The sequence below is a fragment of the Botrimarina mediterranea genome (assembly GCF_007753265.1).
GTDB classification, from domain to species: Bacteria; Planctomycetota; Planctomycetia; order Pirellulales; family Lacipirellulaceae; genus Botrimarina; species Botrimarina mediterranea.
In genome coordinates, this window is record NZ_CP036349.1 from 5,125,805 (window position 1) to 5,152,424 (window position 26,620).

Consider the following 26,620-nt stretch of genomic DNA (forward strand, 5'->3'; position numbering starts at 1 on the left):
TCCCGAGCGGTTCTACTTCTTAATCCGCTTCACGAACTTCGGCCCGCCGTACACCGCGGCGCCGGCGAGTTGCTCTTCGATCCGCAGCAGCTGGTTGTACTTCGCCATGCGGTCGCTGCGGCTGGCGGAGCCCGTCTTGATCTGGCCCGTCGAGAGCGCGACGGCCAGGTCGGCGATCGTGCTGTCCTCGGTCTCGCCCGAGCGGTGCGATGCGATCGACGTGTAGCCGTTGTCGTGGGCGAGTTCGATGGCGTCGATCGTCTCGGTAAGCGTGCCGATCTGGTTCACCTTGATGAGGATGCTGTTGCCGATCCCTTCGTCGATGCCGCGCTGCAGGCGCGTGACGTTGGTGACGAAGAGGTCGTCGCCCACCAGCTGGCACTTGTCGCCGATCTTGTCGGAGAGGAGCTTCCAGCCTTCCCAGTCGTCTTCGCTGCAGCCGTCCTCGATCGAGCAGATCGGGTGCTTGTCGACCCACGAGGCCAAGAGATCGGTCATGCCGACCGGGTCGAGTTCCTTGCCGTCGATCGTGTAGACGCCCTTCTTCGTGTCGAAGAACTCGGTGGCGGCGCAGTCCATCGCGAACCAAACCTGCTCGCCGGGCTTGTAGCCGGCCTTCTCGATCGCGGTGAGGATCACGTCGAACGCCTCGGCGTTGGCGCCGAGGTTCGGGGCGAAGCCCCCCTCGTCGCCGACCGAGGTGCTCAGCTTCTTGTCGCTGAGGACCTTCTTGAGGTGGTGGAAAATCTCACATCCGCAACGCAGCGCTTCGCTGAAGTTGTCGAAGCCCAGCGGCATCACCATGAACTCTTGGATGTCGACCGAGTTGTCCGCGTGCGAGCCGCCGTTGAGGATGTTCATCATCGGCGCGGGCAGCAGCCGGGCGTTCGAGCCGCCCAGGTAGCGGAACAGCGGAAGGTCGCAGTAGTTGGCCGCGGCGCGGGCCGTGGCGAGCGACACGCCGAGGATCGCGTTGGCGCCAAGCTTCGACTTGTTGGCGGTGCCGTCGATCTCGATCATCCGCTGGTCGAGGCCGACCTGGTCGAGGGCGTCCATGCCGATCAGCTCGTCGGCGAGGATGTCGTTGACGTTCTCGACGGCCTTGAGGACGCCCTTGCCCATGTAGACCGACTTGTCGCCGTCACGCAGCTCGTTGGCCTCGTGGGCGCCGGTGCTTGCGCCGGACGGGACGGCGGCGGTGCCCTGCGAACCGTCGGACAGGGTCACGTCGCACTCGACGGTGGGGTTGCCGCGGCTGTCGAGGATCTGGCGGGCGTGGATGTCGACGATGGTGCTCATGGGAGGGCCTTGAGGCTTTGGGGTGAGGCTTGTTGGGCGGTGAGCCGGCTCGCCGTGCGAGCCCGGGGCCGCCTGAGGCCCCCCCGCTCGTCATCCGAACCCGCTGAGAGAGCCGCCATTCTAGGCCCCGGGCGCCCCCTGTCGAGCGGGCCAAAACCCGTAGAAAACTCCCCCCCAAGCGTTGCGCGGCACGTGATAGTCGGCCTCTTAGGCGGTAGCCCCTTTCCTAAGCTCTCCCTCGGGTTCGATCGGCATGGCTCTTCTGGTCTCAACGCAACGTTGTTTCGCCGCCATGGCATTGATGGTTGCCGTTGTCGTAAACCCCGCCTTCGCTAGTGAAGGTGCGTCTCTCGAGAAGCCCTCGTATCTCGATTTGACGACGATCGAGAATCCCGACCTGCTTCTCGACGGGTCTTGGGACTTCCCGGAATGGTCGGGGGAGCTCCAGCCGCCAGTTGTCACCTGGCCGGGACAGTCTGAACCGACCCCGCCGACCAAACCCATCCTCCCGGCCCACGTTCGACCCGCCGTCTCGCCGGCGACCGCGTCGGCTGTGGGTGGAGTGAACGACTTCGGGTTCGACCTCTTCCGCAACCTGCGAACGACCAAGAGCGACGACGACAACCTGCTGGTCTCGCCGATGAGCATCCAGAGCGCGTTCGGGATGACCTACGCCGGCTCCGCCGGGCGGACGGCTGCGGAGATGGAGGCGGTCTTTGGCTTTGACGCCGACACGCACGCCGGGCTCGGCGCGCTGATCCAAGACCTCAACGTCGAACGCGACGGGCGCGAGATGCGCGTCGTCAATCGCTTGTTCGCCAGCGAGCAGTTGCGGATGAAGGACGACTTTCTCGCCGTCACGCGCGACCAATACGGCGCGGCGGTCGAGCGGCTCGATTTCTTCAACAACCCCGATCCAGCTCGGCAGCACATCAACGGCTGGGTTGAGGACCAAACCAATGACCGTATCAAGAACTTGCTTCCCGACGGGTCCGTCTCGCGTGCCACCTCACTCGTGCTCGTGAACGCCCTCTATCTCAACAGCGACTGGAAGCACGGCTTCCACGAGTCGGCGACGCGGGACGAGGCGTTCTACCACGCCCATGGCGCAGTGAGTCTCGTACCCACGATGCACCAACGGAATAAGTTCCGCTACGGCGACTTCGACGGTTATCGGATGCTTGAGATGCCTTACGCCGGCGACGACTTGTCGATGGTGATCGCTCTGCCCGACGAGATCGACGGCCTCACAGCGCTGGAGTCAAGCTACTCTTCCGAACAGTTCGCGGCCGATATCGACGCGATGCGGACGAAAGAGGTTGTGGTGTCGCTGCCTAAATTCTCGTTCGAATCAACCGAGCGCCTCGACGATCCGCTCAAGCAGCTGGGCGTCGAAGCCGCGTTCAGTAGCGCCGATTTTTCCGACATGGCGGATGGCGGCTTTTCCATCGGCGGCGTCTACCACAAGACGTTCATCGACGTGAACGAGTCCGGAACCGAGGCAGCCGCGGCGACGGCGGTCACGGTCGTACTCACTTCCGCTTACCAGCCTTACGAGCCTCCGACGGTTTTCACCGTCGATCGCTCCTTCCTATTCGCGATCCGCGACACCCATACCGGCGCCGTGCTGTTCCTCGGCCGGATGGGCGATCCCACCGGCGGCGGTGGCGGGGGTCTTCGTCTCGCCGAGCTGACCGTCCCAGAACCGACGGGGTTCGTCCTGGCCGGACTCGTTCTGGCAGCGGCAGCAGGCCGCATGCGGAGTTAGGCCCGTCAGATCGGGACCCCGCATTCAAGGTAATGGGAGCCCCTCCCTGAGGGGCCTCCTGCGCCGTCTGGGTGGATAAATCCGCCGCCGACCGGGCGAACCTCTCTGGACAGACCCCGAGGAAACGTCCTAACCAGGGGCGCTGGGGGCGTCGCCTGTGATAATGGAGCGGCCGGCGCCCCGCAGTCCGCGCCGCCCCCCAGGATTGGCTCCCGTGATCGCACCGCTGCCGTGTTTCGTCCGTCCGCAATGGCTCGCCGCCTTGGCGATGGCGATCGCGGCTTGCCCGGCGTTGGCGTTTGTCCCTGCCGGCGGGACCGCTGCCGCCTCGCGCTGGCAGCTCCTTGCTAGTGGCGAGCCGGGCGTTGCGGGCGACCCCATTCAGCTCACTTGGAGCTTCGTCCCCGACGGCACAGCGGTCCGTCGCGCGGACAACCCCGCGGCAACCAAGTCGAGCGACCTCATCGCCAAGTTCGACGCCGCCTTCGGCGCCGGGCCGGGCGGATCGGACCTGACGCAGCGGCCGTGGTTCACCTACTTCGACCAAGCCTTCTCGCGCTGGAGTGAACTCTCGGGGGTCACCTACATCTACGAACCGAACGACACGGCGCAGCTGCACGGCTCGGGCGTCGGCCTGACCGGCGTCCGCGGCGACGTGCGGATCGGCGGCATCGGTATGGACGGCGTTGGCGGCACCCTCGCTTACAACTACTTCGCCACGGACGGCGGCGACATGGCGATCGACACCGACGACCTCGCCGGCATTCTTGGCGACAGCGCGAACGACTACCGCCTGCTCCGCAACACGATCATGCACGAGGCGGGGCACGGCCTCGGCCTCGACCACGCCACCAGCAGCAACGCCAACTTCCTGCTCGAGCCGACGATCGACTCCTCAATCGACGGCCCGCAACACGATGACTTGCGCGGCATCCACTGGTTCTACGGTGACGCGCTCGAGAAGGCGCCCGCCGGACGTAACGAAACCGCCGCGCTCGCTTCGCCGCTCGGCTATCTCGAAGTGGGCGCGCCACTAACCATCGGCGCTGGCGGCAACGGCGCCCTGATCGACCCGACGGAGACCGACTTCGTCAGCATCGCGAACGAGAACGACATCGACTTCTTCTCGTTCACGATCGATGAACCGACGCGACTGACGGTGTCGATGACGCCACGCGGCGCCACCTACAACCAGAGCGCCACCGTCTTTACCACCACGACCACCAACGACCTCTCGCTGGCCTTGTTCGCAACGGATGGCGTCACGCTGCTCGCCGAGGCCGCACTGGGCGCCGCGGGCGTCGTCGAAACAATCGCCGACTACGCGCTCCATGAAGCGGGGACCTACTTCGCCCGCGTCCGCGGCCCGATTGGGCCGACAGAGCAGGTGGTGCAGTTCTACCAGCTCGACCTGTCGGCGGCTTCGCTGCTGCCGCCTCTCTCGGGCGACTTCAACAGCGACGGGATCGTCGACGCCGCCGACTACACCATCTGGCGAGACCAAGACGGCCAATCGCTCGCCGCCTACACCGGCGCCGACCACACGGGCGATGGCCTCGTCGACGGCGCCGACTTCGCGCTGTGGCAGACGCACTACGGCCAGACGCTCAGCAGCCTTGGGGTCGCGGTTCCTGAGCCTACCGCATTGGTGTTGGCGTTCGTCGCGATGTGCCGCCCGCGCCGGCGGCAGCCTTATCTGTAGGAGGCGTCTCCGACGCCGTTTACGCGCACCACGCCGTCTCGGGATGGATACCGTAATCGGCGTCGGAGACGCCTCCTACAAGTCGCTACGCTTGCCTAACCAGTCCCCGATCAAAAAGATCACCAGCGTGCCGACGACCATCGTCATGTTGGCGTGCAGCGGATTCTGCAAGTAGGACGGCGCCTCGACCAAAGTTGAGAAGGTCATCCAGAGGATGACGAGCACGCCGATCACGGTAGCCGCCGCGGCGGAAAAATTCGTGGCCCGGCGTGAGAGGATGCTGAGCAAGAAGAGCCCCAGCACGCCGCCCGAGAAGACGCCGGCGAGCAGCCACCACGCATCGAGCGCGGACTCGGCGCCGATCAGCGCGTAGCTCACGGCTGCGCTGGCGACGCCCCAGAAGAGCGTCGCGAATCGCAGCGTTAGCAGCGATTCGCGGTCGCTCGCCTCGGGACGCAGGTACGGCTTGTAAAGATCACAGAGCGTGAGCGTCGCCATCGCGTTGAGGTTCGAGTCCATCGACGCCGCGAAGATCCCCGCCACCACGAGTCCCGCCCCGCCCGGCGGTAAACGCGTCGCGATGAAGTGCGGGAACACTTGGTCCGCAGCGATGTCTGAGGGCAACAACTCTGGCCGCTGCGAATACAGCACCCACAGCGCCGTCCCGATGAAGAAGAAGATCGCCGCCACCGGGACGTAGAGCGCCATCGTCAGATGCACGCCGCGGGACGCTTCGCGGTCGCTGCTCGCCGTCAGGTAGCGCTGCACGTAGCTCTGATCGACGCCGAGATTCCCCAGGTGCGTGACCATACCGAAGAGCAGCACCACCCACACCGTCGGTCCCGTCAGGTCGGGGCTCCAGCTGCCGAGCGAGAACTTGCCGGCCTCCCAGCCCTGCTCGACAACCGTGGCGACCCCGCCGTCGGTCTGACCGACGACGGCAAACAAGCAAAGCAGCGTGCCTCCCACCAGCGCCATGCTCTGCAACACGCCGAGCCAGATGACGGCCGACATGCCGCCGGCGAACGAGCAAAACGTCATCAGCCCCGCGGTCAGCGCGATCGTCGACGCGATCGACCAACCCGTCAGCGGCGCCACAACCAGCGCGAGCAGGTAGATGATCGTCCCGGTCCGCGCGAGCTGCGTCAGCAGGAAACAGACCGTGGCGTAAGTGCGTGCCCAGCGGCCGAATCGGTGCTCCAAGTGCTCGTACGCCGAAACGCTTTGGGAGCTCCGGAAGAACGGCACGAACCAATACGCGCCGATGACGCCGGCGATCGGCGCGGCGATGGAGAACACGAACGCGTTCCAGTCCGAACTGAAAGCCTTCCCGGGGTTCGCCAAGAACGAGATGCTGCTGACATACGAGCCGAACATCGACAGCCCGATCGCCCAACCCGGGAGCGACCGGCCCGCCGTCATGAACTCGTCGCTATCGACCGTGCGGCGGCTGAACCACACGCCGACCGCAAACACCACCGCCAAGTACGCGACGACAATCGACAGGTCGAGGTACGGGAGCTGGGGCATCGTCAATCGCGGCGCGTGAGGCTTGAGCTGTGTGGGCTGGCTGGCGTACCGAACACGGCTGGGATCAAAACCCGTAGGACTCAACCGCCGCCGACGCCAGTAGCCTAGACCGTAAGCTGCCCCGGCAACACGCCGAAAGCGGACCCCTTTCCCGCCGTTCTGCCGACGTGAGGGGCCGCCGCCGTTTCGTTCATCTCGACCCTGGCTTATCGCCGAATTAGCCTAGAAGCGCCGGGCGGCGTAGCGGTTCTCGACGGGGCTCGTGATCTCGAATGACCTTTCAACAGCGACTCAACCGGTGGTTCTGGCGCGGCGTCGGCGGCGACTCGCGGCCGGTCACCTACGACATCGACGCCGTGGCGCCCGCCCTCCGGCGGTTCGAGACGCCCGAGACCGTCGCGGCGATCCGCTCCGAACTGGTCGGCATCCTGCCAGACCGCCAGGACATCCCCAAGTACCACGAGATCGACCCCGGGCGGTCGCACCTCTCGACCGAGGCGGACGGCGCCGCGAGCTGGCGCGTCTTCATGCTCTACGCGATGGGCGCCAAGCCCGAAGCGAACCGTCGCCGCTGCCCACAAACGTGCGCGCTGCTCGACGCGACGCCGGACCTCTTCCAGGCGTTCTTCAGCATCCTCGAACCGCACAAGTCGGTCCCCGCCCACGAGAGCCCCTACGCGGGCTACTTGCGTTACCACCTGCCGTTGCTCGTGCCGACCGACAACCCGCCGCAGATGCGCGTGCGTGATTACTGGCATACGTGGCGGGAAGGCGAGGGCCTCCTCTTCTGCGACTACTGGGAACACGAAGTCGTCAACCACTCCGACCAAGTCCGTGTCGTGCTGATCATCGACATCTTCCGCCCGCTCCCCTTGGTGCGCGACCGAGTGAACCGCCTCGTGACGCGCACGTACTTGCGACGCCGCTACGGCAAGAAGATCGCCGAAGGCAAGGCGCCGGAGTTGTGAGCCGTCAGCGCTAGCCGCGGGTAGCGCCACAACCGACATCGCTTGCCGAGGACGGCAGCAGAGCAAGAACGCCATCGCTATCGCTACTTTATCAACTCAAAGTACAGCGGCAGTTAGACCGCGTGTGGCGCTTATTCCGCAAGAAGATCAATGCGGAGTTGATACCGGTGTCGTAAATCCTCGCGCGTAACGATATGTGCAAAAGGCACGCGATTTTCATCGCGGGCTTGTCAAGTGGATAGATCGCTCTAGTGTGCGACTGCGCACGTTGGCTTTTGGGCCCCTGTGCGCCGCAAATACCGTCGCTTAACGGGAGTTGGACGCCCTGCGTTGTTTCTTTAGACGCCGAGCGCATAGGGGTAGCTGGCCGTTCTGACGGCGACTAACGTCGCCGCTTCAAAGTAACCCGCCGCGTCGTACGCTGCTCTCGCGACGCACTGCCCCCATCCAATGAGGTGCGCCATGCGCCGCGCGATCCGCCTTGGCTTTACGCTTGTTGAACTCCTTGTCGTTATCGCCATCATCGGCATTCTGGTCGCCTTGCTGCTTCCTGCCGTGCAAGCGGCTCGCGAGGCGTCAAGGCGTTCGCAGTGCACAAGTCAATTGAAGCAATTCAGTCTCGCCGCCATGTCCTACCACGATCAGATCGGCGCGTTCCCCAGCGGACGCAGCGAGACCCGCCAGTTCGGCGTGTCGTGGGCCTTCGCGTTGTTGCCGCAGCTCGAAGAGACCGCCGTGCACGACGCATTCGTCGAAGGTGAGCGGGTCGATGCCGACGCCAACGCGGTCGCGATGCGGACACCGGTGACGGTCTTCAACTGCCCGAGCCGCCGCACGCCGACGGCCGACCGTGACTTCGACAATGACGACCACACGTCAGTCGTGCGTAAGGCCGGCGCGTCGGGCGACTACGCGGCCAACGCCGGTCGTCGGCTGCTGGTGGGACTCGCCGAAACGCCGGACGACTCGCGGCCGTTCGACTACCGCCTCGACCCGGCAGAGGCGGGCCCGATCTTCACCTACTCGAAGGTCGCGGCGCGGCGCGTCCTTGATGGCCTCTCCCACACGCTCGCGATCGGCGAACGCCACCTCGCGGTGGCTCCGGAAGGAACTCCCGAGGACAAACTCGATTACTGGGCGGGCGACACGGCATTCTTCGCGGCGGACAATCCAACGACGGTCCTCGGCGTTCCTTCGCACGGTCTGCGGGCAGAGGGCGTAAAATTGAATGATGGCGAGGTCTCTCGTGAATGCTTTGGCGGCCCACACCCCGGGGTGACGCTGTTCGCCTATCTCGACGGGCACGTCGAGCCGCTCTCCAACGACACGTCGAAGGAATCGCTCGCCAAGCTCGCATCGATCGCCGACGGAGAAGTGATTGAGGACGAGTGAGCAGCTACGCGGACCGCGGATCGGCGCTACGGCGGCGGGCTAGATCGGTCGTGCGGCGAGCCGTTGATCTGTTGCAACGAGTGACGACGGACGGCCCTCTCAACCAGTCGAGGCATGCAATTTGCTCCCGGCTGCTCGGTAGATTGCGACCACTTGTCGCTCCGCCGTAACGTACAGGAGCCGCTCGACATGCACCGTCTCGCACGATCCGCTTTAGCAGCCGCTGGTCTGGGTGCCGCCACAGTGGTCGCCATGCAGGCGATGGTGCGTCGCAGTCGCCGCATTGAGCTGGCCGGCAAGACCGCCATCATCACCGGTGGGTCGCGTGGCCTGGGCCTCGTGCTTGCGCGGGAGCTCGTCGATGCGGGCGTCCGGGTCGCTCTGCTCGCCCGCACCGACGCCGACTTGCTCAGCGCCGAGTCCGAACTGCGGCAACGGGGCGGCGTCGTGGAGACCTTCATCTGCGACGTCAGCGATCGGGCGCAAGTCGAAGCGGCCGTCCGCCAAGCCGAGGCGGCGCTGGGTCCGATCGACCTCTTGTTCAACGTCGCGGGGATCATCGAGGTCGGGCCGCTCGACGCGATGACCGAGGAAGACTTCCGCAAGTCGATGGATGTCAATTGTTGGGGCATCCTGCACACGACGCGCGCCGTGCTGCCCGGCATGCGCAAACGACGCTTTGGGCGGATCGTCAATATCGCCTCGATGGGCGGCAAGCGCGCCGTGCCGCACATGCTGCCCTACGCCGCCAGCAAGTTCGCCGCCGTCGGCCTCTCGAACGGCTTGCGCGCCGAACTCGCCAAGGACGGCATCCTCGTCAGCACGATCTGCCCCAGCCTGATGCGGACCGGCAGCCCGCGCAACGCGACCTTCAAAGGCCAGCACCGCAAGGAGTACGCCTGGTTCAGCATCGGCGACTCGCTACCGATCGCGTCGATGGACGCCCGGACGGCGGCCCGACAAACGATCGACGCCTGCCGCCACGGCGACGGCGAGGTCCTCCTCCGGGGTCCGCTGAACGTGGGCGTCACGCTCCAGTCGCTCTTCCCGAGCCTTACCCGCGAGTCGCTGGCCCTCGTGAACCGCTTCCTCCCCGAGATGGGCGGCATCGGCAAAGAGTCGGCGTATGGTTACGAGAGCTTTAGTGAGTGGTCCCCGTCCTTCCTCACGCAACTCACCGAAGCCGCCGCGAAACGCAACAACGAGTTACGACCGCGACCAGCCGACGCGACATAGTCCCTGATTACACTTCCCAACTAGTTGCCCACTTAGCCCCCGGTCATTGACCGGGGGCTAAGTGCAGGGGGCGTAGTTATATGCAAGGGTGGCCCCGACTATCGCGAGCGAAAAGGAATGCCTTTGTGATAAATTCCTTCGAGCGATTGTCGGGGGCGCAACACAGGAGGTGACCGAGACCCCATCGCTTCTTGTCGCTTCGCGACCACGACAGTCGTTCGAACTCGTCAAACGGCATGCTGGGTCGTCTGCTCACGATAGGCGGGGCCAACTAAGGGCAACTGCAACCGGAGGATAAAGAGTTGATACCAGATTCAATAAAGCTAGCATTGAGCGGCCAAAAGGGGGCCGTAGAGCGATCGTCGGACGATCTCCCGAAAGTGCCCGAATACTTGGACGTGCTCGGTCTCAGCGGTGATCAACAAGTACGAGAGTTCTTCCAGAATTACAATCTCTCCGGAGTTCTGAGCAATCGATCGCATGAGCTTCTCGACTTGTGCTCACCCACGTCACAGATCATCGAAGCGACCGACTTTGGTCGAGATACTTACGGAATCTCCGAGAACTTTGTGTGCCTCACCTCTGGAGAGGGCGAAGGCTTCATCCTTTACTCTAAGGTCGATGGCAAAGTCTACGATGTAGCGGTGAACCAACTCGACGAACTTGAAGCAGGCAAGATAAAAGCACGTTGGCAGTCATTTGTCGAATTGATCGAATGGTATCTGAGCTGACGCAACAGTTCACGCCCGCTGCGTCGCCGCTTCCTTCATCCGCTCCAACCACTCATCGCTCGGCGCCCCGTACGGCCGGAACTTCTCCGCTTGGCCCGTCTCGTCGTTGTAGAGCAGCGCGCGGTGCATCTGCAGGTCGCTGGCGGCGGGGCTGTCGATCAGGTGCGATGAGTCGGCCGCCGACATCTGCATCACCACCCGCAGCGCGAACTCGCGCATCGTTTGGCGGTCGAACAGCCGTCCGGCGCTGTTGTACGAGTCGCACCAGACGATCACATGGATGCCCAGCGCCGGGCCGTTCTTGAGGAGGTCGCCGAGCACCGCGTCGGGCTTCTTCGGTCCGTCGCTCGACATGCCGAAGCTGAAATCGTCTTCGCGCTTACGCAGTTCTCGGAAGCGACCCGCGTTGTGCAGCACGACATAGATCGGCGGGGGCGCAGGCGCGGAAGAGTCATCGAGCTTGGCCTCGCGCGCCGCTAGCTCTTCCGACAACTCGTTCATCGTCGCGGCGACGCCCGCTTGATCGACGATCTTCGCGTCGCCCGCCAGCGTGTCGCCGACGCGCTGCCAGACGCCCTCGGCTTCTTCGCCGGGACGCGAGCCGTCGAAGACGACCAGCCGGGCCGCCGGGTCGGCGGCGCCGAGCGAGACGACCGCCGTGGTCAGCATGCCGAGCGCCGCGCCCTCGTGGGGTCCGACGCACAACAGGTTGGCGCCGGGGTGGCGGCCTAACTCGACCGAGGTGGGCGGCTTGATCGCCACCGCGGCGCCGATCCAGGCGTGCGGCGTGCGGCCCGGCTTGAGCGGCGGGGCGGCGCCCGTCAGCAACGCTTCGAGCGGCACGTTCTTCAGCGGGTCGGCCGGCGCGTCCCCCTCGAAGACGATCGCCTCGGGCCGCGGCAGATCGAGTTCGTGCCGGTGCTCGTCGATGCGGTCGAGCTTGCCCGCGCGCTCGCGGTCGGGGAGCCAGACGACCTGAAACGGCTCGTTGGCGGTCACCATGCCGTTCTGCGCGTTGTAGATCGCCTCGCCCGGGCGGCTGAGGAACCGCGCGGCCGTGTTGCGTTCGTCGCTGAGAATGAGGTGGGCGTCCGCCTCGCTGCACTCCAACGCCACGCGGATCGCGATCTGCCCGAGCGTGCTGCGAGCGATCGAGTAGGCGCCGGCGAGCGTCTGCGTGCCGAGGATCACATGCATGCCGAACGCCCGCCCCTGCCGCACTAAGCGGTCCATCAGCAGCGAGGACTCTTGCGCGAGGCGGTCATCCTCAACGAACAGCTCTTGGAACTCGTCAACGATCAGCAGCACGCGCGGGACTTTTTCGTTGGGCCGCTTGAGCCGGTAGTCGGCGAGGTTCTGCACACCGGCGGAACGGAACTTCTCGCCGCGGACACGCAACTCTTCGTCGAGTCGCTCCAGCACGCTGAGGCCGAACTCGCGCTCGCTCTCGATCGCGATCACCCGCGCATGCGGCAAGCGGTGCGTGGCGTACGACTTGAACTCGACGCCCTTCTTAAAGTCGACAAGGTAGAACTCCACCTCGTCGGGGCTGAAGTGCATCGCCGCGCTGGTCACGAGCGCATGAAGGAACGTCGATTTGCCCGAGCCCGTCTTACCGGCGACCAAGAGGTGTTGCGACGTGCCCTTACCGAGCCGCACGTACTGCAGGTTCTTCGCGCCCGCGCGGCCCACGGGGATACGCAGCTCGTCGCCGCACTTCTCGGTCCACATCTGCCCGGCTGGGGGCTCGACGATCGTGAACGGCACCTCGACGCGGACCGCGTCCTTCGCCGCCTGACCGGCGCGCTTGAGGACTTCGATCTCACGCTCGATCGGCGGCTCGTTCGCTAACTCGAGCGGCAAGTGCTCGAGCGCCGGGCGCCGCCAGACGAACTGCCCGCCACCCCGCGTCTGAGGCTCCCAGTCGAGCCACGCAGCGTTCTCTTTGATCTCATCGAGTCGAAAGTCGGTCGGCATGCGGACGCCGCTATCGACGCCCAGCAGCGTGTAAACGCCGCACCGTGGCCCGCCCGTCACGAGGCTCACCAAGCGCCGGCCGGCGAGCTCGCTGAAGTTATTCGGGAAGCCCGCCGCGACGACGACCTGAAACGGCTCGGCCACCTCGCCCGCTTGGGCGTTGTACTCGTGGATCGTCTCGTACTCGCTCCGCAGGTACTTCTGCAGCACGGTCTCCATGTGATTGGTGAGCCGTCCGAGTTGTTCCTCGATGTCACGCGGCTGGCTCCAGATGCGGCCGTTGATGAGTTGCTCGTCGGCGTCCGCCAGGTGCATGAACGCCTGGAAGTTGTCGCCGAGACCCACCGGGTCGAGGATCGTGAACCGCACCTTGCCCGGCGGCATCGCGGTGAGGAGGCGGAGCATCATCGCGCGCAGCAGCTCAACGCCCTGCTTGCGGCCCTCGCCGCCGGCGGTAACCAGCAGCGTCGGGTGCTCGGCGAGGTTCATCAGCGCCGGCGCCTCGAGCCGCGTCTCTGGCGGGCGGAGGCGCTCGTCTTCCGACAGGCCGTGCTCGATCTCGGCGAGGTCGATGACCGTCTTGCCGAACGCGATCGCCTCAGGCGGCTCGCTCGGCGGGCGCCAGCCCTCGGCCCCGTCGCCGGTCGGCTTGGTTGGGTAGTCGGTCGTTGCGAAGTCAGGGAAGAGCCGCTGGCACTCGGCGCGCATGTCGCGCAACTCGGCGCGGACGTCGTCGTAGCTGGTGAGCCAGCGCTCGAACAACTGTTGCCAACCCGCCTCGTACTCCTCCTCGATCGTCTTCACGTCGGCGGCGTAGTCGGCGTCGATCTGGGCGACGCGCCCGTCACGACGGGCCGTCAGTTCCGAGACGCTCGACGTGTTCTCTTGATGAAGGTCGGCGAGCGACGCCTCGTGGCGGTCGCGCATCTCGGCGAGCTTCGCCGGGAAGTGCTGCTGGATCTGCGTCAGCTCCGCCGCGCTCTGCGCCGCGGCTTCGTCGATCTTCCGCTTCGCCCGTTCGGCGGCGGCCTTCTGGTCGGCGTCGCGCCGCTCGCGCAGCTCGATCAACTCGCGCTTGGCGCGCAAGCCGCCGAGCGTGTTCGTCGCATAGAGCTTCTGCTCGGCGTCGCCAAGCGCCGCCTTGGCGCCGGCGAAGCCTTCCTCGGTCTGCTTGCGGGCCTTCGACGCCAAGGCGAGGTAAGTCGCCGCCGAAGCCATCGCGGCGGCGCCCACACCGATCGCGTAGACGCGCCAGTCGGCCCAGCCAAACATCGTCGCGGCGATTGGCAGCAGCGCGCCGAGCACCAAAAGAAACACACCGCCGGGGAGCGGCCCGCCGAGCAGCCGTGGCAGCCACTGGTCATAGAGCGTTTGGGCGGCGTCGCGGGCGGCGTTGATCGCGGCGGCGAGATCCGCCTCGGCGGCGGCGCAGGTCGCGTCGTCAACCGCGGGTTTCTCGCCCTCCGCGGCGCCGATCTCCGTCTCGGGCGGAGCGACGCCGATCCGGTGCTCCGCTTGTCGAACGCCGCGACTGCGAGCGATCTCCACCGCTTCGGAGGCGATCGTGTCGAGTTCGCTGCGTAGCTGGGCCAAACGCTTCCGCAGGTCCTTCAACTTCTCCGGCGGCTTCTTTCGCGCCGCGTCGTAGAGTGTGAGGATCTCCCAGTTGGCTTCTTTCTTCTCGAGCTCCGCCTCCTTACGGACTCGCGCTGCGTAGGCCTCGGCCTTCGCGCGCCGCGACTTGTACTCGGCTTGAACGCGCGAGCGCTCGGCCTCGTACGAGGCGAGCAGCATCGACTTGCGGCCATCGGCGCCCGTGTCGATCCCTTCGCGCTCGACCCGGTTGGCCTCCTCGACGTCGCGGCGTCGCTTGTTGCGCCGCAGGGCGGCTTCCTTCAGCGCCTGATCGCGCGCCCGGCCGATGCGTTCTTCTTCGACGTGCCGCTCGGTCGCCGCGCGCCGCAGCGCCGCCATCAGTTCGATCTGGCGATGGGTCGAGAGCAGCGACAAGAGGATTGGCTCGTTGTGAGTTGGGATGCGTTTTGGTGGTGCGTTGCAATTAGCCCCGGTCATTGACCGGGGGCTAAATCGGCGTCGAGCGATCCGAGCACGCTACCAATTACTCTACCAGACCGCTAAGGACTCACCCCTCCAGGTCGCGCTGCGCCTCCTGGAGAAGGTTGCGCATCCGGCCGATCGCGTCCAGCGCAGACTTTACAATCGGCGCCATCGGTTCAATGTGCTCCTTGAACACGGCGGCGGAGACCTCGTCGTTCCAGTCCTCGGACGCCTCTTCCCAGGCGGCGTGGAGCTCTTTCATGCCGCGGACGAGCCGGCTGGCGCCCGTGTCGAGGTCGCAGGTCTTCATGGGTCGGCCCCGGTATCGGTTGGCGGCTTCTTTTCCGAAGTAGCGGCGGGCGGCGTCTCTTCGGCCGCCTCGCTGCTGGACTCACGAACCGCCGGGCCGCCGACCGAGCCGCTGATGTACTTCTCCAGCGACATGATCGTGCGGTCGAGCATCGCGACGACGCGCGGCGTGTCGAGTTCGACCATCGACCGCAGCTTGGCCATGCGGCCTTCGTACTCGTGCAGCTCGTGCCGGAGGGTGAACGCCCACTTGCGGACACGCTCCTGCTTCTCACGGCAGTACGCCAAGTGGGCTTCGGCCTTCTTGAGCGCCGCGCGCTCTTCGGCGCACGAGGGCTGTTCGTCGTTGATGGGGTACATCAAGCAGCGGTGCAGGTCGCTCTTCGCCTCGGTGACGCCGTCGTACGCCTTGCTGACGCGCATCTTCCAGTACGCGGGCCGGTCGTGCTCGACCCAATCCACCACCCGGCGGATCTCGCCGGCAAGCTCGTCGATCCCATCGTTGGACCGCTGCCCAAACTTCAACAGCTCGTCACGGACAAGCTGGATCGCGTCGAACGACCGGACCTGGGCGGGCATAGGAGTGGGAGGGACGAGAGGTTAGGGACGGGGGACGAGGGAAAGACGAAGCTGATAGTCCGGGGGAGTACGCCACAAACTCCCTCGTCCCCCGTCCCTCAGCCCCTCGTCCCAAAGCGTCAGCGCTGCTGCAGATACTCCTCGATCCGTTCTGCTTTGCGGATCAGGAACGGGGCGTGTTCGTTGGTGACTTCGATGTAGCGCTTGATCGCTTTGGCTTGCTGCTCGAAGTCCTCGACGAACTTCTTGTGCTCTTGGTCACGCCAGCTCGTGCCCAGGGCGTGCAGCTGTGCGCCGAGGGACGTCATGCGTTCCTCGAGCTCGCTGTTGAACCGCCGCAGGTTGTTGGCGAAGCGGCGCAGCTCGTTCGGGTCGACGATTGCTTGGGACATCGCGGGACGCGGGGGCTGGTGTAGTCGAGTGGGGAGCGGGTTCCGGGTCCACTCCGGGCGCTGACGCTTCCGGAGGAACTACGCTCGATTATACCACCACATCGACACGAGGCCCCGCTTACGCGGGCGTCGCGACGCCGGTCGAGGCGGCCATCATCGTTTCGCCCCTCGGCATGGGGGCTATTGCCGCCGGGCCCGCCGTGGCGAGCTTTTTCACGACTTCGTCGCGGGACTCGACCAAGAGGTCGATCGTCCGGCGGATCTGCTCCTCGCTGTGCGCCGAGGTGACGAAGAACCGCAACCGGGCGGCGGCCTCTTCTACCGCGGGGTGGAGGATCGGCTGGACGTTGACTCCGCGCTCGAACATGGCCATCGACATCGCCAACGCCATCCGCGAGTCGCCGGTGATGATCGGCACGATCGCCGTCCCCTTCGCCGGTCCCGTGTTGAAGCCCGCCTTCTTGGCGAGTGTCAGGAACAGCTCGGCGTTGGCGTGCAGCTTGGCGACACGCTCGGGCTCGGCGTCCAAGAGACGCAGCGCCGCGAGCGCCGCGCCGGTGTTCGCCGGCGACACGCCGCCGGAGAAGACGAATGTCGGCGCCGTGTACTTGAGGTACTCGATGATCTCGCGCTTCGCGGCGATGTAACCGCCGCAGCTGCCGAGGCCCTTGCTGATGGTGCCCATCCAGAGATCGACCCGCGCGGGGTCGACGTTCCAGAACTCGCTCATGCCCCGGCCCGTGGGGCCCATGGTGCCGATCGAGTGGGCCTCGTCGATCATCAGGTACGTCTTGTGCTTCTCCTTCAGCTCGACGAACGGTCGGATGTCGGCGTAGTCGCCGTCCATGCTGTAGACGCCCTCGATGACGATCAGCACCTTGCGGTACTCGTGACGGTACTGCTCGAGCAGCTTGCCGCACGCGACGGCGTCGTTGTGCGGGAAGGCCCGCCGCAGAGCGCCGGAGAGCTTGCAGCCCTGGATGATGCTGTTGTGCGCCAGCGCGTCGTGGAGAATCAGGTCGCCGGGGCCGAAGAGGTGGCCGATGACCGACTCGTTGGTGCAGTGGCCGCTCGCCATGACGATGGCGTCGTCCACGCCGATAAAGTCGGCGATTGCTTTCTCCAATTCGCGGTGGATCGTCTTCTCGCCCGACACGACGCGGCTCGCCGAGGTGCTCGCGCCGTACTGCTCGAGCGCTTGCTGCCCCGCGTCGATCACCGACGGCTCGGCCGACATGCCGAGGTAGTTGTAGCTGCAGAAGTTGATGTACTTCTTGCCGCCGATCGTGGTGGTGTCGTTGGTGATCCCTTCGTGCTGCGTGAAGTAAGGGTTCTTCAGGCCCGAGGCGGTCGCCAGCTCCATCGTCTGTTTGAGACGGCGGTACTCGGCCGACTCGGCGAAGATGTAATCACTGGCGGCCACTTCCTTCTTCGCCTTCGGCGTGGGCGATCCATTGCCGGAGACGCGATTCGCTTGGCCCGCCGGGGTTGGCGGCGGGAGGGTCGAACCTCTGCTGGACTCCCCCACACGATTTCCTTCGGGGGCCGAGTCGTTTCCCTCGGGCAGATTCAGCAGCACCCGGACCTGCTTGACGACGTCGCGGCAGGTCTCCATCGAGAGGATGGCTTCTTCGTTGAAGCGGCCGCCGAACTCTTGCTCCAGCGCCGCGACGATCTCCATCCGCTCGAGCGAGTCGAGCCCCATGCCGGCGATGTCGGTGTCGAGCGACAGGTTCGCGGCGCGCTCTTGGGCGACGCTGCGGACGACGGCCATGACGCGATCGACGATGCCGTCGCTCGACGCGGCGGCGCCTGCGGAAGTAGCGACTTCAACCTTCGCTTGCGGCTTAGCGGGCGCCTTCACCACGGGAGCATCGTCGTGATCTCGACGGCGGCGCTCGCGGTGGACCTCGACCGAGCCATCGGTCTTGCCAACAGCGACGACTTCGAGCTCACCCGCTTCGTAGGCGATGCGGCTGGCGTGGCGCTGGATCTTGCCGCTGGAGGTCTTGGGGATTGAGTTCGGCTTGATGAGCACCACTTCGCGCGGGCTCACCTCGTGAATCTTGCCGAGCTGGCTGCGGATCGCGGCGCAGACTTCGGCGAGGTCGGCGTCGCGGTCGCGCGGCGCCTCTTGAACGATGACGAGCTGCTCGGCGCCATCGACGCCCACCGACACCGCGGCGCCCGCGCCGACCGGCAGCGATTCGTGGGCCTCTTCGACCGTGCGCTCGATGTCCTGCGGGTAATGGTTAACGCCGCGGAGGATGATGAGGTCCTTGAGGCGGCCGTTGACGAACAACTCGGGCGTCCCATTGGCGCCAACATGGAAACAGCCGAGGTCGCCGGTGCGCATGAAGGGCCCGCGGCCGTCGGCCAGATGGGCGCCGAAGGTCTCGCGCGTCGCGTCCTCACGGCCCCAGTATCCTTGCGCGACGCTGGGCCCACGGACCCAGATCTCGCCGACGTTGCCCGGGAGTTGTTCGGCGAGCGTCTCGGGGTCGGTGATGACGACCTCTTGGTCGGGCGCACTGTGCCCCGAGCTGACCAACCGCACCGAACCCTCGGCGCCGGCTTCGACGGTCTCGGCGACGCCTTCGTTCATCTTGGCGGCGTCGAACGCGCGGATCGGCGGCGCGAGCCACTTGTCGCCGCCCGTGACCATCAGGGTCGCCTCGGCGAGGCCGTAGCACGGGTAGAACGCCTCGGGCCGGAAGCCGCACGGCGCGAACGCCTTGGTAAAGCGTTCGATCGTGTCGGCGCGGACGGGCTCGGCGCCGTTGAAGGCGATCTCCCACTGGCTGAGGTCGAGCGACTTCTTCTCGTCGGCGGTGATCCGTTCGACGCAGAGGTCGTAGGCGAAGTTGGGGCCGCCGCTGATCGACGCCCCTGTGTCGGACAACGCCCGCAGCCAGCGCAGCGGCTTCTGCAGGAAGTGGGTCGGCGTCATCACGTGCGTGGGCCGGCCGAAGTAGATCGGCTGGAGGATGCCGCCGATGAGGCCCATGTCGTGGTAGAGCGGCAGCCACGTGACGCCCATGCCGTCCGGCCGGGTCTGGTAAGACCGCGAGATCAGCTGGGTGTTGTGGAGCAGGTTGCCGTGGCTGACCATCACGCCCTTGGGCGCGCCGGTGCTGCCGGAGGTGTACTGGAGGAAGGCCAGTGTGAAGGGGTCGATCTCTGGATCGGTCCACTGAGCGGCCTCGGCCTCACCGAGCTCGCGGGTGCACTTCCACTCCAGCGCCGCGAGGTCGGGCGCGTCGGAGAAGACCGGCTCGATGCGGGCCAGGACGTCGTCGGTCGTCAGGCAGATCTGCGGCTGGCAGTCGCCGATGATCGAGCGGATGCGCTCGAGGTTGCGGTTCCGCCGCGGCGGGTAGGCGGGCACGGCGACGACGCCGGCGTAGAGGCAGCCGAAGAACGCCGCGATGAACTGCGGGCCCGACGGGTACAGCAAGAGGGCCTGCTGGCCCGCCATGCCGCGGCTCTGCAGGTAGCCGGCGATCGCCCGGGCGCGGGCGTCGAGCTGGGCGTAGGTCAGGTGCTCGCGCTGCTGCTCGCCATCGATGAGGAAGGTGAAAGCGCGCTGCTGACCCAGCGTGGTCGCCCGCTGACGCAGCAGGCCGACGAGGTCAACGATGTCGGGCGTGAGCCCGTAGTTGTACGTAGGATCGTAGTTCGACACGGGTTTCTCTTCGTGAGGACAGGCCTTGCCCCCCGCGCCTCGCGCAGGATCGGCAGTCGCTCGGAAGCCGCATTAAACTGGATGGGTTAGGTAATATCCAGCTACCCACTACGGCAACCCGCATCCTACGGAGAGCGTGCTAGCGGCTCATCGGGAGTGAATCGTCCGTTCTTACGCCCGATCCAGCGTCATGTTTGCTGCTAGCGGTGAGAAAGCGCCGAGCCAGCCGGCGCCGCCGGAGTAACCCGCAGACGTGCCGCAGGCGGCGGCCGAGGCCTTTCCCGTCGGGTCGGCCAGGCTGCTTGAGCCGTCGGCGCTAGCCGCGGGTGCGCACGGGTAGCCACTTACACCCGCGGCTATCGCCGACGGCTCATCAGGGGCCCACTGGGGACCAAGAAGCTGGCCGCTACTAACAAAAAAAAGGGCGGGCCGTTGGCGGCCCGCCCCTCGTGTTGTCGTCATGTCCGCTGGCGGTTCTTAGTGACGGAACTCGACACCAAGGTTCAGACCGTTGGTGAACAGGTCGCCCTTGCGGTCGTAGATGCCGAAGTCCGGGGCGTTCCAAGCCGTGGCGGTGCTGCCGCGGTGGATGTTGCCGACGAACTTCGCGGTGTAACCGGCTTGGAGCGAGATCGAATCCGCCAGGCGGTACTTGAGCTGAGCCCGCAGTTCGCCGATCGGCGAGAACTCGTCGAAGCGGTTGCCGTCGACGCTGGCGGTGGTCCGAGCCGTCGCCGAGCGGTTGAGGGCGCCGGGGATCGCCTCTTCGGCGAAGAGGCCGTACTGATCGACATCGACGATGTTGTAGCCGACCATGCCGCGGGCCTCGAGGCTGAAGTTCCAGGGGCCATCGACACGGGTCCAGCGAAGGCCCATCTGGGGGCCGACGATCTGGTTCTCGACGTCGGTATCGACCGAGGTGCGTCCGAGGATGCTCCCCAGGCCTTGGAAGTAGAAGTCGTCCTTGATCTGCAGGAAGCGGACGCCGTAGGTGAACCGCATGTCGTCGAACCGTCCTTGCTCCAGCTTGTGACGGGTCGAGATATCGTGCATCCGCATCAGCTCGACGCCATCGATCTCGGTCCGGTTACGGATCGTGACCTGGTCGAAGAAGATGTTGAACGTGTGGAGGTCGCCGAAGTTGTTGATGATCGCGATGATCTCACCCGGCTCGATGACGCCGTCGCCGTCGATGTCGGCGAGGACGCGGAAGGTGCCGGCCTGGCCGTTGCCGTCGAGGTCGTCGGCCAGACGCGTGTCGAGGTCGCCCGTGCCGTCGCCCTCGCCGTCGCCTTCCTCGACTTCCAGGACAATTCCCGCCAAGGCCGTATTGAAGGCGGCCAGGGCTTGTGACACCGCGGCGATTTCGGCATCGAGTTGGTTCGGCGGCACCATCCCGGCGTTGGCGTTGGCCAGCGCGTTCTGAGCGGCTTGCAGGGTAGCGACCGTGTTGAACACGTTAGCGGCCAAGAGATCGAGTACTTCGTTCTCCTCGTCTTCAAGCCCGTTAATGATCGTCTGGGTTTGGTTGACGTCAGCCAGAATGATATTGATTTGCTGCTGGAGGATGGTCTCGTTTGGGTCCACGGTCGGCGGGTCGCTGGCCTGCAGATTGTAGGTGCTGATTGCCGTGAGGGCGTCCTGGACGTTGACCACCGTAAAGCCGGGGTTGCCCGTGATGTCGAACGGCGAGGTGTCGTCCTCGAAGGCGCCGTAGTTGCCGATGTACATGATCGGGCCGGTCTGGGTGCCACCAGCGGCGCCGGACGAGTTGTTGAAGTAGTCGCGATAACCGTTCAGGAAGTCGGGGGTAGGCAGGTTGAAGTTGACCGCAACGCTGCCGAAGCCCAGGGCGAAGAGGTCGTTGGTCGGGCCGTCGCCGTCGCCCTCGCCGTCGCCGTCGTCGTCCTCGAGGTCGCCGAGGTAGTACGGGTCCGGACCGTAGACGGCCGTGCCCGATTGGCTGGTGTACGGAGAGGCTTCGCCGGCGCCCCAGGTGCCACCGGCGTTCGACTCGGGCCCGTCGAGGATTTCGACCATCCAGCCCTGTTCGCCGTCGCTGTAGCCGAACGAGTACCGCTCACCCCAAGCCCAACCGGCGTCAGGCATCGCGTCGCGGATGCTGTTACGGACTTGGTAGGGAGTGGGCTCACCGCCGACACGGACCGTGAGGTTGTTCGCGATATTGGCGGCGTCGGTATTGAAGGCCGTGATCGCGGCGCTGAGGTCGGCCACCGTTGTGAAGGTCGAGGTGTCGAACGGCGACTTGATATCGTCGGTCAGCGAGTCGGTGCCCCTGGTGTTCGCGATCACGAACTGGACGCCGGTGTAGCTGAGGTTCTCCGACAAGCTGTCGATGAAGTCGAGAGACTCGATCTGCTGCAACGCGCTGAGCGCCAGGTCGTTGCTGGGGGCGCGGTAGATCCGCTCGCTGTCGACCGTCTTGCCTTCCTGGCCGATCTCGACTCGCGGATTGTTCGTCGCCCAGTAGAGCTTGTCGATTGTGGCGAACCACCCCGCGGTGCGGTGCGGCATTTGGCCGTCGATGTCGAGTTCGACGGGCTCGAACCAACGGAGGTCGTTGTGTTCGACAATCGCCTTAGCCCCATAGGCGCCACCCTGGGCCCAGGTCGTAGCGGTTGGCGTCATGGCGCCACACAGGGCGGCGGCCAGCAGGCATTTACGCGAGGCGGACATCGGCTTCCTCAGCACGGGCTATTTCGCTCGGATGATCGCGAAGAGGGCGGGCGCGTCGCACTTGCGCGGCAGCGCCCGGTTCGGTCTGTGCTATTCGTATCGGTGAGGCCGGTCGCAACAGTTGAGGGGCAGTGGCAAACCTTGCCGGTTTTTTCGGTCGTACAGGCTGGCGCCGCTAGCGGCGCCATGAGTCATCGGCGCTAGCGCGGGTGGCAGCAGAGGAGGGGCTGAGGGGCTGAGGTTCTAAGGGGCTGAGGGAAAGACACGGGGGCCGCCTGCGCGGCCCCTTAGCCCCTTAGATCCTCAGCCCCTCGTCCCACCGGCCCGAGGGCCGACGGCTCACCCGGTCGTACTTTCCCGCTACCCCGTGGCCCTGAGGGTGGTAGAAATGGAGGTAGCCCCCTGCTCTTACTTGCCCCTTGAGGCCCTGCCGTGTTTATCCGCCGTCCGGGACGTTTTCTGCCGCTGTTGCTCTCCTTGGCGGCGGCTGCGCCGGTTTGGGGTCAGAAGCAGGCGGCGACCGCCGAGGCCCCCGCTAAGCCGCAAGCGGCGGGTGGGGATGACGAGTGGGTGCGGTCGCTAACGGACAAGGACGGCAGCGTTACGGCTCTTCAGACGGCGATTGGCCGCTATGAGGGGACGCCCCCCGGCGCCGCCGGGCCGGTGCGAGTGGACCTTGTGGGCGCCATCCATGTCGGCGACCGGGCCTATTACCGCGACCTCAACAAGCGGTTCGAGGGTTACGACGCGGTGCTCTTCGAGCTGGTCGCGCCGGAGGGGACCGTCGTCCCCAAGGGGGGCCGGGTCGGCAGCGACAACCCGCTCGGGGCCATGCAAAACGGCATGAAGGGGCTGCTGGACTTAGAACATCAATTGGAGATCGTCGACTACACCCGGCCCAACTTCGTCCATGCGGACATGTCGCCCGAGCAGCTGTTCTCCACGATGGAGGCCCGCGACGAGGGGTTCTTGAAGCTCTACTTCCGGATGATGGGCCAGGGGATCGCCGAGCAGACGAAGACCGCCTCGAAGGGTGAGTCGGCCGAGTTCGACCTGATGAAGGCGATGTTCTCGAAGGACCGTCCCCGGAGGATGAAGATGGCCCTCGCCGGGCAGCTGACCCAGCTGGACGGGCTGCTTACCAGCTTCGGCGGCGAGAAGGGGACCACCCTGATCCACGAGCGGAACCGCACCGCCCTGGACGTGCTCGACCGCGAAGTCGCCGCCGGGAAGAAGTCGTTCGCCGTCTTCTATGGCGCCGGGCACCTGACCGACATGGACAAGCATCTCCGCGAGCGCTTCGGCCTGCGGCAGACCGGCAAGCAATGGGTGACGGCTTGGGACTTGGCCGAGTAGGGGGCATCACGGGGGTCTCGGCCGCGGGCGGTAGCCAGCGGCCGCATCCCACCTCCGGCCGCTGGCTGGCGCCCGCGGCTAAGGCCGTGTGAGCCGTCAGCGCTAGCCGCAGGTGGCGCCGCCGTTGGACTCTTGAGCAACTGGCCACTTCCACCCGCGGCTAGCGCCGACGGCTCACGTAGAAACATGCGGTTGAGAGGCCTCGCCCTGGCCGAATGTGTCTGGTAGATTACGGGGCTCCCCTATTTACCCAGCTAGCTACCTCCAAGGAACCAGCGATGGCCAAGCCCAATCGCAAAGTGAAGAAGGCCAACCACGGCGCCCGCCCGGCTTGCAGCCGTCCGCGCAAGTCGCGTCGCCAGAAGGTGAAAACCTGATAGCGGGTCGTAACCACGCCGTTGCGTCGCTTTGACCTGAATCTGGGGTGTTTGCCGCCCCGCTCGACGGATCGCCCCTTGGCGGTTCGTTTCGCTTTTGCTTGCGTCCCCCATCCCTCGGATCGGAGGCCCCCGTGCCGGCCAAGGACCCGATACTCGACCCGAACTCGCTCGACTTCAGCCAGCAGGTCGCTGGCATCGAAGAGATCCGTCGTTTGATCCCTCAACGCGGCGCGATTGAGCAGCTGACGGCGGTCGTTTACGAGTGCCTCGAAACGAACACGGTCGCGGGCTACAAGGACATCACCGAGGACGAGTTCTGGGTCCCCGGGCACATGCCCGGCATGCCGCTGATGCCCGGTGTCATTATGTGCGAGGCGGCGGCGCAGCTGGCGTCGTACTTCACGCAGCGGTACGACCTCTTGGGCTGCGAGATGGTCGGCTTCGGCGGGCTCGACGAGGTCCGCTTCCGCGGTACCGTCGTGCCGGGTGACCGACTCGTGATCGCCAACCAGCTGATCCAGGCCCGCAAGGGACGCATGATCCGCAGCCGCTTCGAGTGCTTCGTGAAGGGCGGCCTCGTCTGCGAGGGCCAGCTGATCGGCATCCCGATCCCGGTCGAAGCCCTCCGCGCTGCGGGGTTGTAGGAAAGGGTTAGGAGTTGAGGGGCTAAGCGGCTGAGGGAAGACGGAGGAACGCCTGCGCGTTCCCTTAGCCCCTCATCCCCTTAGCCCCTCGCCCCTCCGCACAAGCGGTTTGCGGTTAGCATACAGACACCGCCCTGCCCCAGCGTTGAATCGCCTCCGTCCCGCCGTAGGCCCCGCATGCTCTTTCCGCTCTACGACCGCAACCCGCACGCCCGGCTGCCGATCGTCACGATCGCGCTGATCGTGGCCAACGTGTTCTGCTTCTGGGTGTCGGTCCAGAACGGGCCCGAGGGATTCGTCCGCGCGGTCTACGAGCGTGGCTTCGTGCCGCAGCGGCTAACGCGGCTCGACGACCCGGCGCCGGTCATTTCGCAGAACCAGATGCCGGGAAACCAGGTGCTCGTCGTGCAGCTCTCGACGAAGGCCGAAGAGGTTTACCCGACGCTGCTGACGATGATGTTCATGCATGGCGGCATCCTGCACCTGCTCTCGAACATGTGGATGCTGTGGGTCTTCGGCGACAACGTCGAGGACCGGCTCGGGCGGTTCGTCTACCCGTTTTTCTACATCGTCGGCGGCTTGCTGGGGACGCTCGCGCAGTGGGCGATCGACCCGATGAGCACGCAGCCGGTCATCGGCGCGTCGGGCGCGGTGGCGGCGGTGCTCGGCGCTTACGCGATCACCTTCCCAACAGCGAAAGTGCGGACGCTGATCTTCATCGGCATCCCGCTCCTGTTCGACCTGCCGGCACTGGTCGTGCTCGGCGGTTGGTTCTTGATCCAGATGCTGATGGGCGTCGAGGGCCTCGGCGCCCCGGCCGACGTGAACGCGTCGGTCGCCTTCTGGGCGCACATCGGCGGCTTCGTCGCCGGCCTGGTGCTGATGCCGCTGCTGACGATCGGCGCCCATCCCCCCGACAAAGACTGGCGGACCGAGAGCCGCGAGATGTTTGATTTTTAGAGGGGCTAGGGGTTGAGGGGCTGAGGGGCTAAGGGAAGGAATCGCCCTGATGCTCTGTCCCAAATCCCTTATCCCCTTAGCCCCTAGCCCCTCTCCTCATGGGCCGCCGCGCTGTTCGTAACGTTCACGAAGGTCTCGACCTCACCGGGAAGCTGTTGTCGTTCGATGACTTGCCGAACCCGTGGGAGAACGCGGCTTCGCTCTTCGACGTGGATCGTCCGCTCGAGATCGAGGTCGGCAGCGGCAAGGGGCTGTTCCTGCGCCGCGCGACGGCGGCGAACCCGGAGCACAACTTCTTGGGCATCGAGGTCGCCTTCAAGTACGCCCGCTTCGCCGCGGCGAACCTGTTGCGGGACGGTCGCACGAACGGCGTCATCGCGGCGTGCGACGCGCTGCGGGTGTTCCGTGAGCTCGTGCCCGACGCCTCGCTCGAAGCGGTGCACGTATACTTCCCCGACCCGTGGTGGAAGGCCCGGCACCGCAAGCGCCGCGTGCTGAACGAGGCGTTCCTTGCCGACGTCGGCCGCACGCTGCGCCCGGGGGGCGTGCTGCACTTCTGGACCGACGTCGAGGAGTACTACGTCTCGACGCTCGAGATCATCGACGCGATGCGCGCCGCGTCGCCTCGCTTGCCGCTGACGGGCCCGCACCCCGTGGAAGAACCCGAGAGCGAGCACGACCTCGACTTCCACACCCACTTCGAACGCCGCACGCGGAAGAACGGCGAGCCGGTGTACCGGTCGGAGTTCGTGAAGCTAGGCGGTTGAAGAACCGGGGGCTAAGGCCCCGCGGCTAATCGTGGCGGGCGCTCATCAGCCGCGGGGCCTTAGCCCCCGGTTCTGTAAACACCCCGCCCAGCCATGCTGTTGCTCCTCTAATTCCTGCCAAAAACTCCTCTCACTTCGTCTTAGGTTTTAGCCGCGCGGTGCGGTAAAATCAGCCCAAGATTCGGTCGTC

20 protein-coding genes are annotated in these 26,620 nt (G+C 65.8%); 11 read left to right on the forward strand and 9 right to left on the reverse strand.

Translation table 11 applies throughout. The features are described 5' to 3' along the window. Positions 1-12 precede the first annotated feature (12 nt). Positions 13-1,299 (reverse strand): phosphopyruvate hydratase, encoded by a 1,287-nt coding sequence (eno, locus tag Spa11_RS19715; RefSeq protein WP_145115869.1) that lies wholly within the window; start codon positions 1,297-1,299, stop codon positions 13-15. Between the two features lie 292 nt (positions 1,300-1,591). On the opposite strand from eno, the gene Spa11_RS19720 reads away from it, so the two are divergent. Next, entirely contained in the window at positions 1,592-3,067 is a 1,476-nt protein-coding gene (locus Spa11_RS19720) for a serpin family protein (protein ID WP_197529529.1), read from the forward strand. Between the two features lie 214 nt (positions 3,068-3,281). Beyond that, positions 3,282-4,769, forward strand: coding sequence for a matrixin family metalloprotease (locus Spa11_RS19725; protein WP_197529530.1), 1,488 nt, complete (start codon positions 3,282-3,284; stop codon positions 4,767-4,769). 75 nt (positions 4,770-4,844) lie between these two features. On the opposite strand, the gene Spa11_RS19730 is transcribed toward Spa11_RS19725, so the two are convergent. Further along, entirely contained in the window at positions 4,845-6,299 is a 1,455-nt protein-coding gene (locus tag Spa11_RS19730) for a sodium:solute symporter (protein ID WP_145115877.1), read from the reverse strand. Between the two features lie 272 nt (positions 6,300-6,571). Between Spa11_RS19730 and Spa11_RS19735 the strand changes: the two genes are divergently transcribed. Next, positions 6,572-7,267, forward strand: a complete 696-nt coding sequence (locus Spa11_RS19735; RefSeq protein WP_145115879.1) for an aspartyl/asparaginyl beta-hydroxylase domain-containing protein — start codon at positions 6,572-6,574, stop codon at positions 7,265-7,267. A 338-nt stretch (positions 7,268-7,605) separates the two neighbouring features. On the opposite strand, the gene Spa11_RS23480 is transcribed toward Spa11_RS19735, so the two are convergent. Beyond that, complete coding sequence (locus tag Spa11_RS23480; RefSeq protein ID WP_261342272.1) at positions 7,606-7,731, reverse strand: hypothetical protein; 126 nt, start codon at positions 7,729-7,731, stop codon at positions 7,606-7,608. Between Spa11_RS23480 and Spa11_RS19740 the strand changes: the two genes are divergently transcribed. The 3 genes from Spa11_RS19740 (at position 7,730) to Spa11_RS19750 (ending at position 10,626) form a co-directional block, all read left to right on the forward strand. Continuing rightward, positions 7,730-8,659, forward strand: a complete 930-nt coding sequence (locus tag Spa11_RS19740; protein WP_197529531.1) for a DUF1559 family PulG-like putative transporter — start codon at positions 7,730-7,732, stop codon at positions 8,657-8,659. The genes Spa11_RS23480 and Spa11_RS19740 overlap by 2 nt on opposite strands. A 189-nt stretch (positions 8,660-8,848) precedes the next feature. Then, a complete protein-coding gene (locus Spa11_RS19745; protein ID WP_145115882.1) occupies positions 8,849-9,895 on the forward strand; it encodes an SDR family NAD(P)-dependent oxidoreductase in 1,047 nt (348 codons plus the stop codon). Positions 9,896-10,275: 380 nt separating this feature from the next. Further along, entirely contained in the window at positions 10,276-10,626 is a 351-nt protein-coding gene (locus Spa11_RS19750) for a hypothetical protein (protein WP_145115884.1), read from the forward strand. Positions 10,627-10,635: 9 nt separating this feature from the next. Here the strand turns inward: Spa11_RS19750 and Spa11_RS19755 are convergent, their stop codons facing one another. The 6 genes from Spa11_RS19755 to Spa11_RS19780 all read right to left on the reverse strand — a co-directional run bounded on the left by Spa11_RS19755 (position 10,636) and on the right by Spa11_RS19780 (position 22,323). Then, complete coding sequence (locus Spa11_RS19755; protein WP_197529532.1) at positions 10,636-14,613, reverse strand: FtsK/SpoIIIE domain-containing protein; 3,978 nt, start codon at positions 14,611-14,613, stop codon at positions 10,636-10,638. A 133-nt stretch (positions 14,614-14,746) separates the two neighbouring features. Then, complete coding sequence (locus Spa11_RS19760) at positions 14,747-14,971, reverse strand: hypothetical protein (RefSeq protein WP_145115888.1); 225 nt, start codon at positions 14,969-14,971, stop codon at positions 14,747-14,749. Further along, a complete protein-coding gene (locus Spa11_RS19765; protein ID WP_145115891.1) occupies positions 14,968-15,549 on the reverse strand; it encodes a hypothetical protein in 582 nt (193 codons plus the stop codon). Before Spa11_RS19765 ends, Spa11_RS19760 begins: the two co-directional genes overlap by 4 nt. 119 nt (positions 15,550-15,668) lie before the next feature. Beyond that, on the reverse strand, positions 15,669-15,941 hold the full coding sequence (locus tag Spa11_RS19770) for a WXG100 family type VII secretion target (RefSeq protein WP_145115895.1): 273 nt from the start codon (positions 15,939-15,941) through the stop codon (positions 15,669-15,671). Between the two features lie 118 nt (positions 15,942-16,059). Continuing rightward, positions 16,060-19,626: an aminotransferase class I/II-fold pyridoxal phosphate-dependent enzyme gene (locus tag Spa11_RS19775; RefSeq protein ID WP_145115900.1), complete on the reverse strand. Its 3,567-nt coding sequence runs from the start codon at positions 19,624-19,626 to the stop codon at positions 16,060-16,062. Between the two features lie 477 nt (positions 19,627-20,103). Continuing rightward, positions 20,104-22,323 carry a BBP7 family outer membrane beta-barrel protein gene (locus tag Spa11_RS19780; RefSeq protein ID WP_145115904.1) on the reverse strand — a complete coding sequence of 740 codons (2,220 nt, stop codon included), beginning with the start codon at positions 22,321-22,323 and terminating at the stop codon, positions 20,104-20,106. A gap of 432 nt (positions 22,324-22,755) precedes the next feature. On the opposite strand from Spa11_RS19780, the gene Spa11_RS19785 reads away from it, so the two are divergent. From Spa11_RS19785 to trmB, 5 genes are all read left to right on the forward strand, one after another. Further along, positions 22,756-23,679 carry a hypothetical protein gene (locus tag Spa11_RS19785; RefSeq protein WP_145115908.1) on the forward strand — a complete coding sequence of 308 codons (924 nt, stop codon included), beginning with the start codon at positions 22,756-22,758 and terminating at the stop codon, positions 23,677-23,679. A gap of 278 nt (positions 23,680-23,957) precedes the next feature. Beyond that, entirely contained in the window at positions 23,958-24,056 is a 99-nt protein-coding gene (locus Spa11_RS23655) for a 50S ribosomal protein bL37 (RefSeq protein ID WP_369299134.1), read from the forward strand. 134 nt (positions 24,057-24,190) lie between these two features. Continuing rightward, entirely contained in the window at positions 24,191-24,703 is a 513-nt protein-coding gene (locus Spa11_RS19790) for a 3-hydroxyacyl-ACP dehydratase FabZ family protein (RefSeq protein ID WP_145115912.1), read from the forward strand. Between the two features lie 177 nt (positions 24,704-24,880). Continuing rightward, entirely contained in the window at positions 24,881-25,663 is a 783-nt protein-coding gene (locus tag Spa11_RS19795; protein WP_145115916.1) for a rhomboid family intramembrane serine protease, read from the forward strand. Positions 25,664-25,761: 98 nt separating this feature from the next. After that, positions 25,762-26,430, forward strand: a complete 669-nt coding sequence (gene trmB, locus Spa11_RS19800; protein WP_145115920.1) for a tRNA (guanosine(46)-N7)-methyltransferase TrmB — start codon at positions 25,762-25,764, stop codon at positions 26,428-26,430. Positions 26,431-26,620 lie beyond the last annotated feature (190 nt).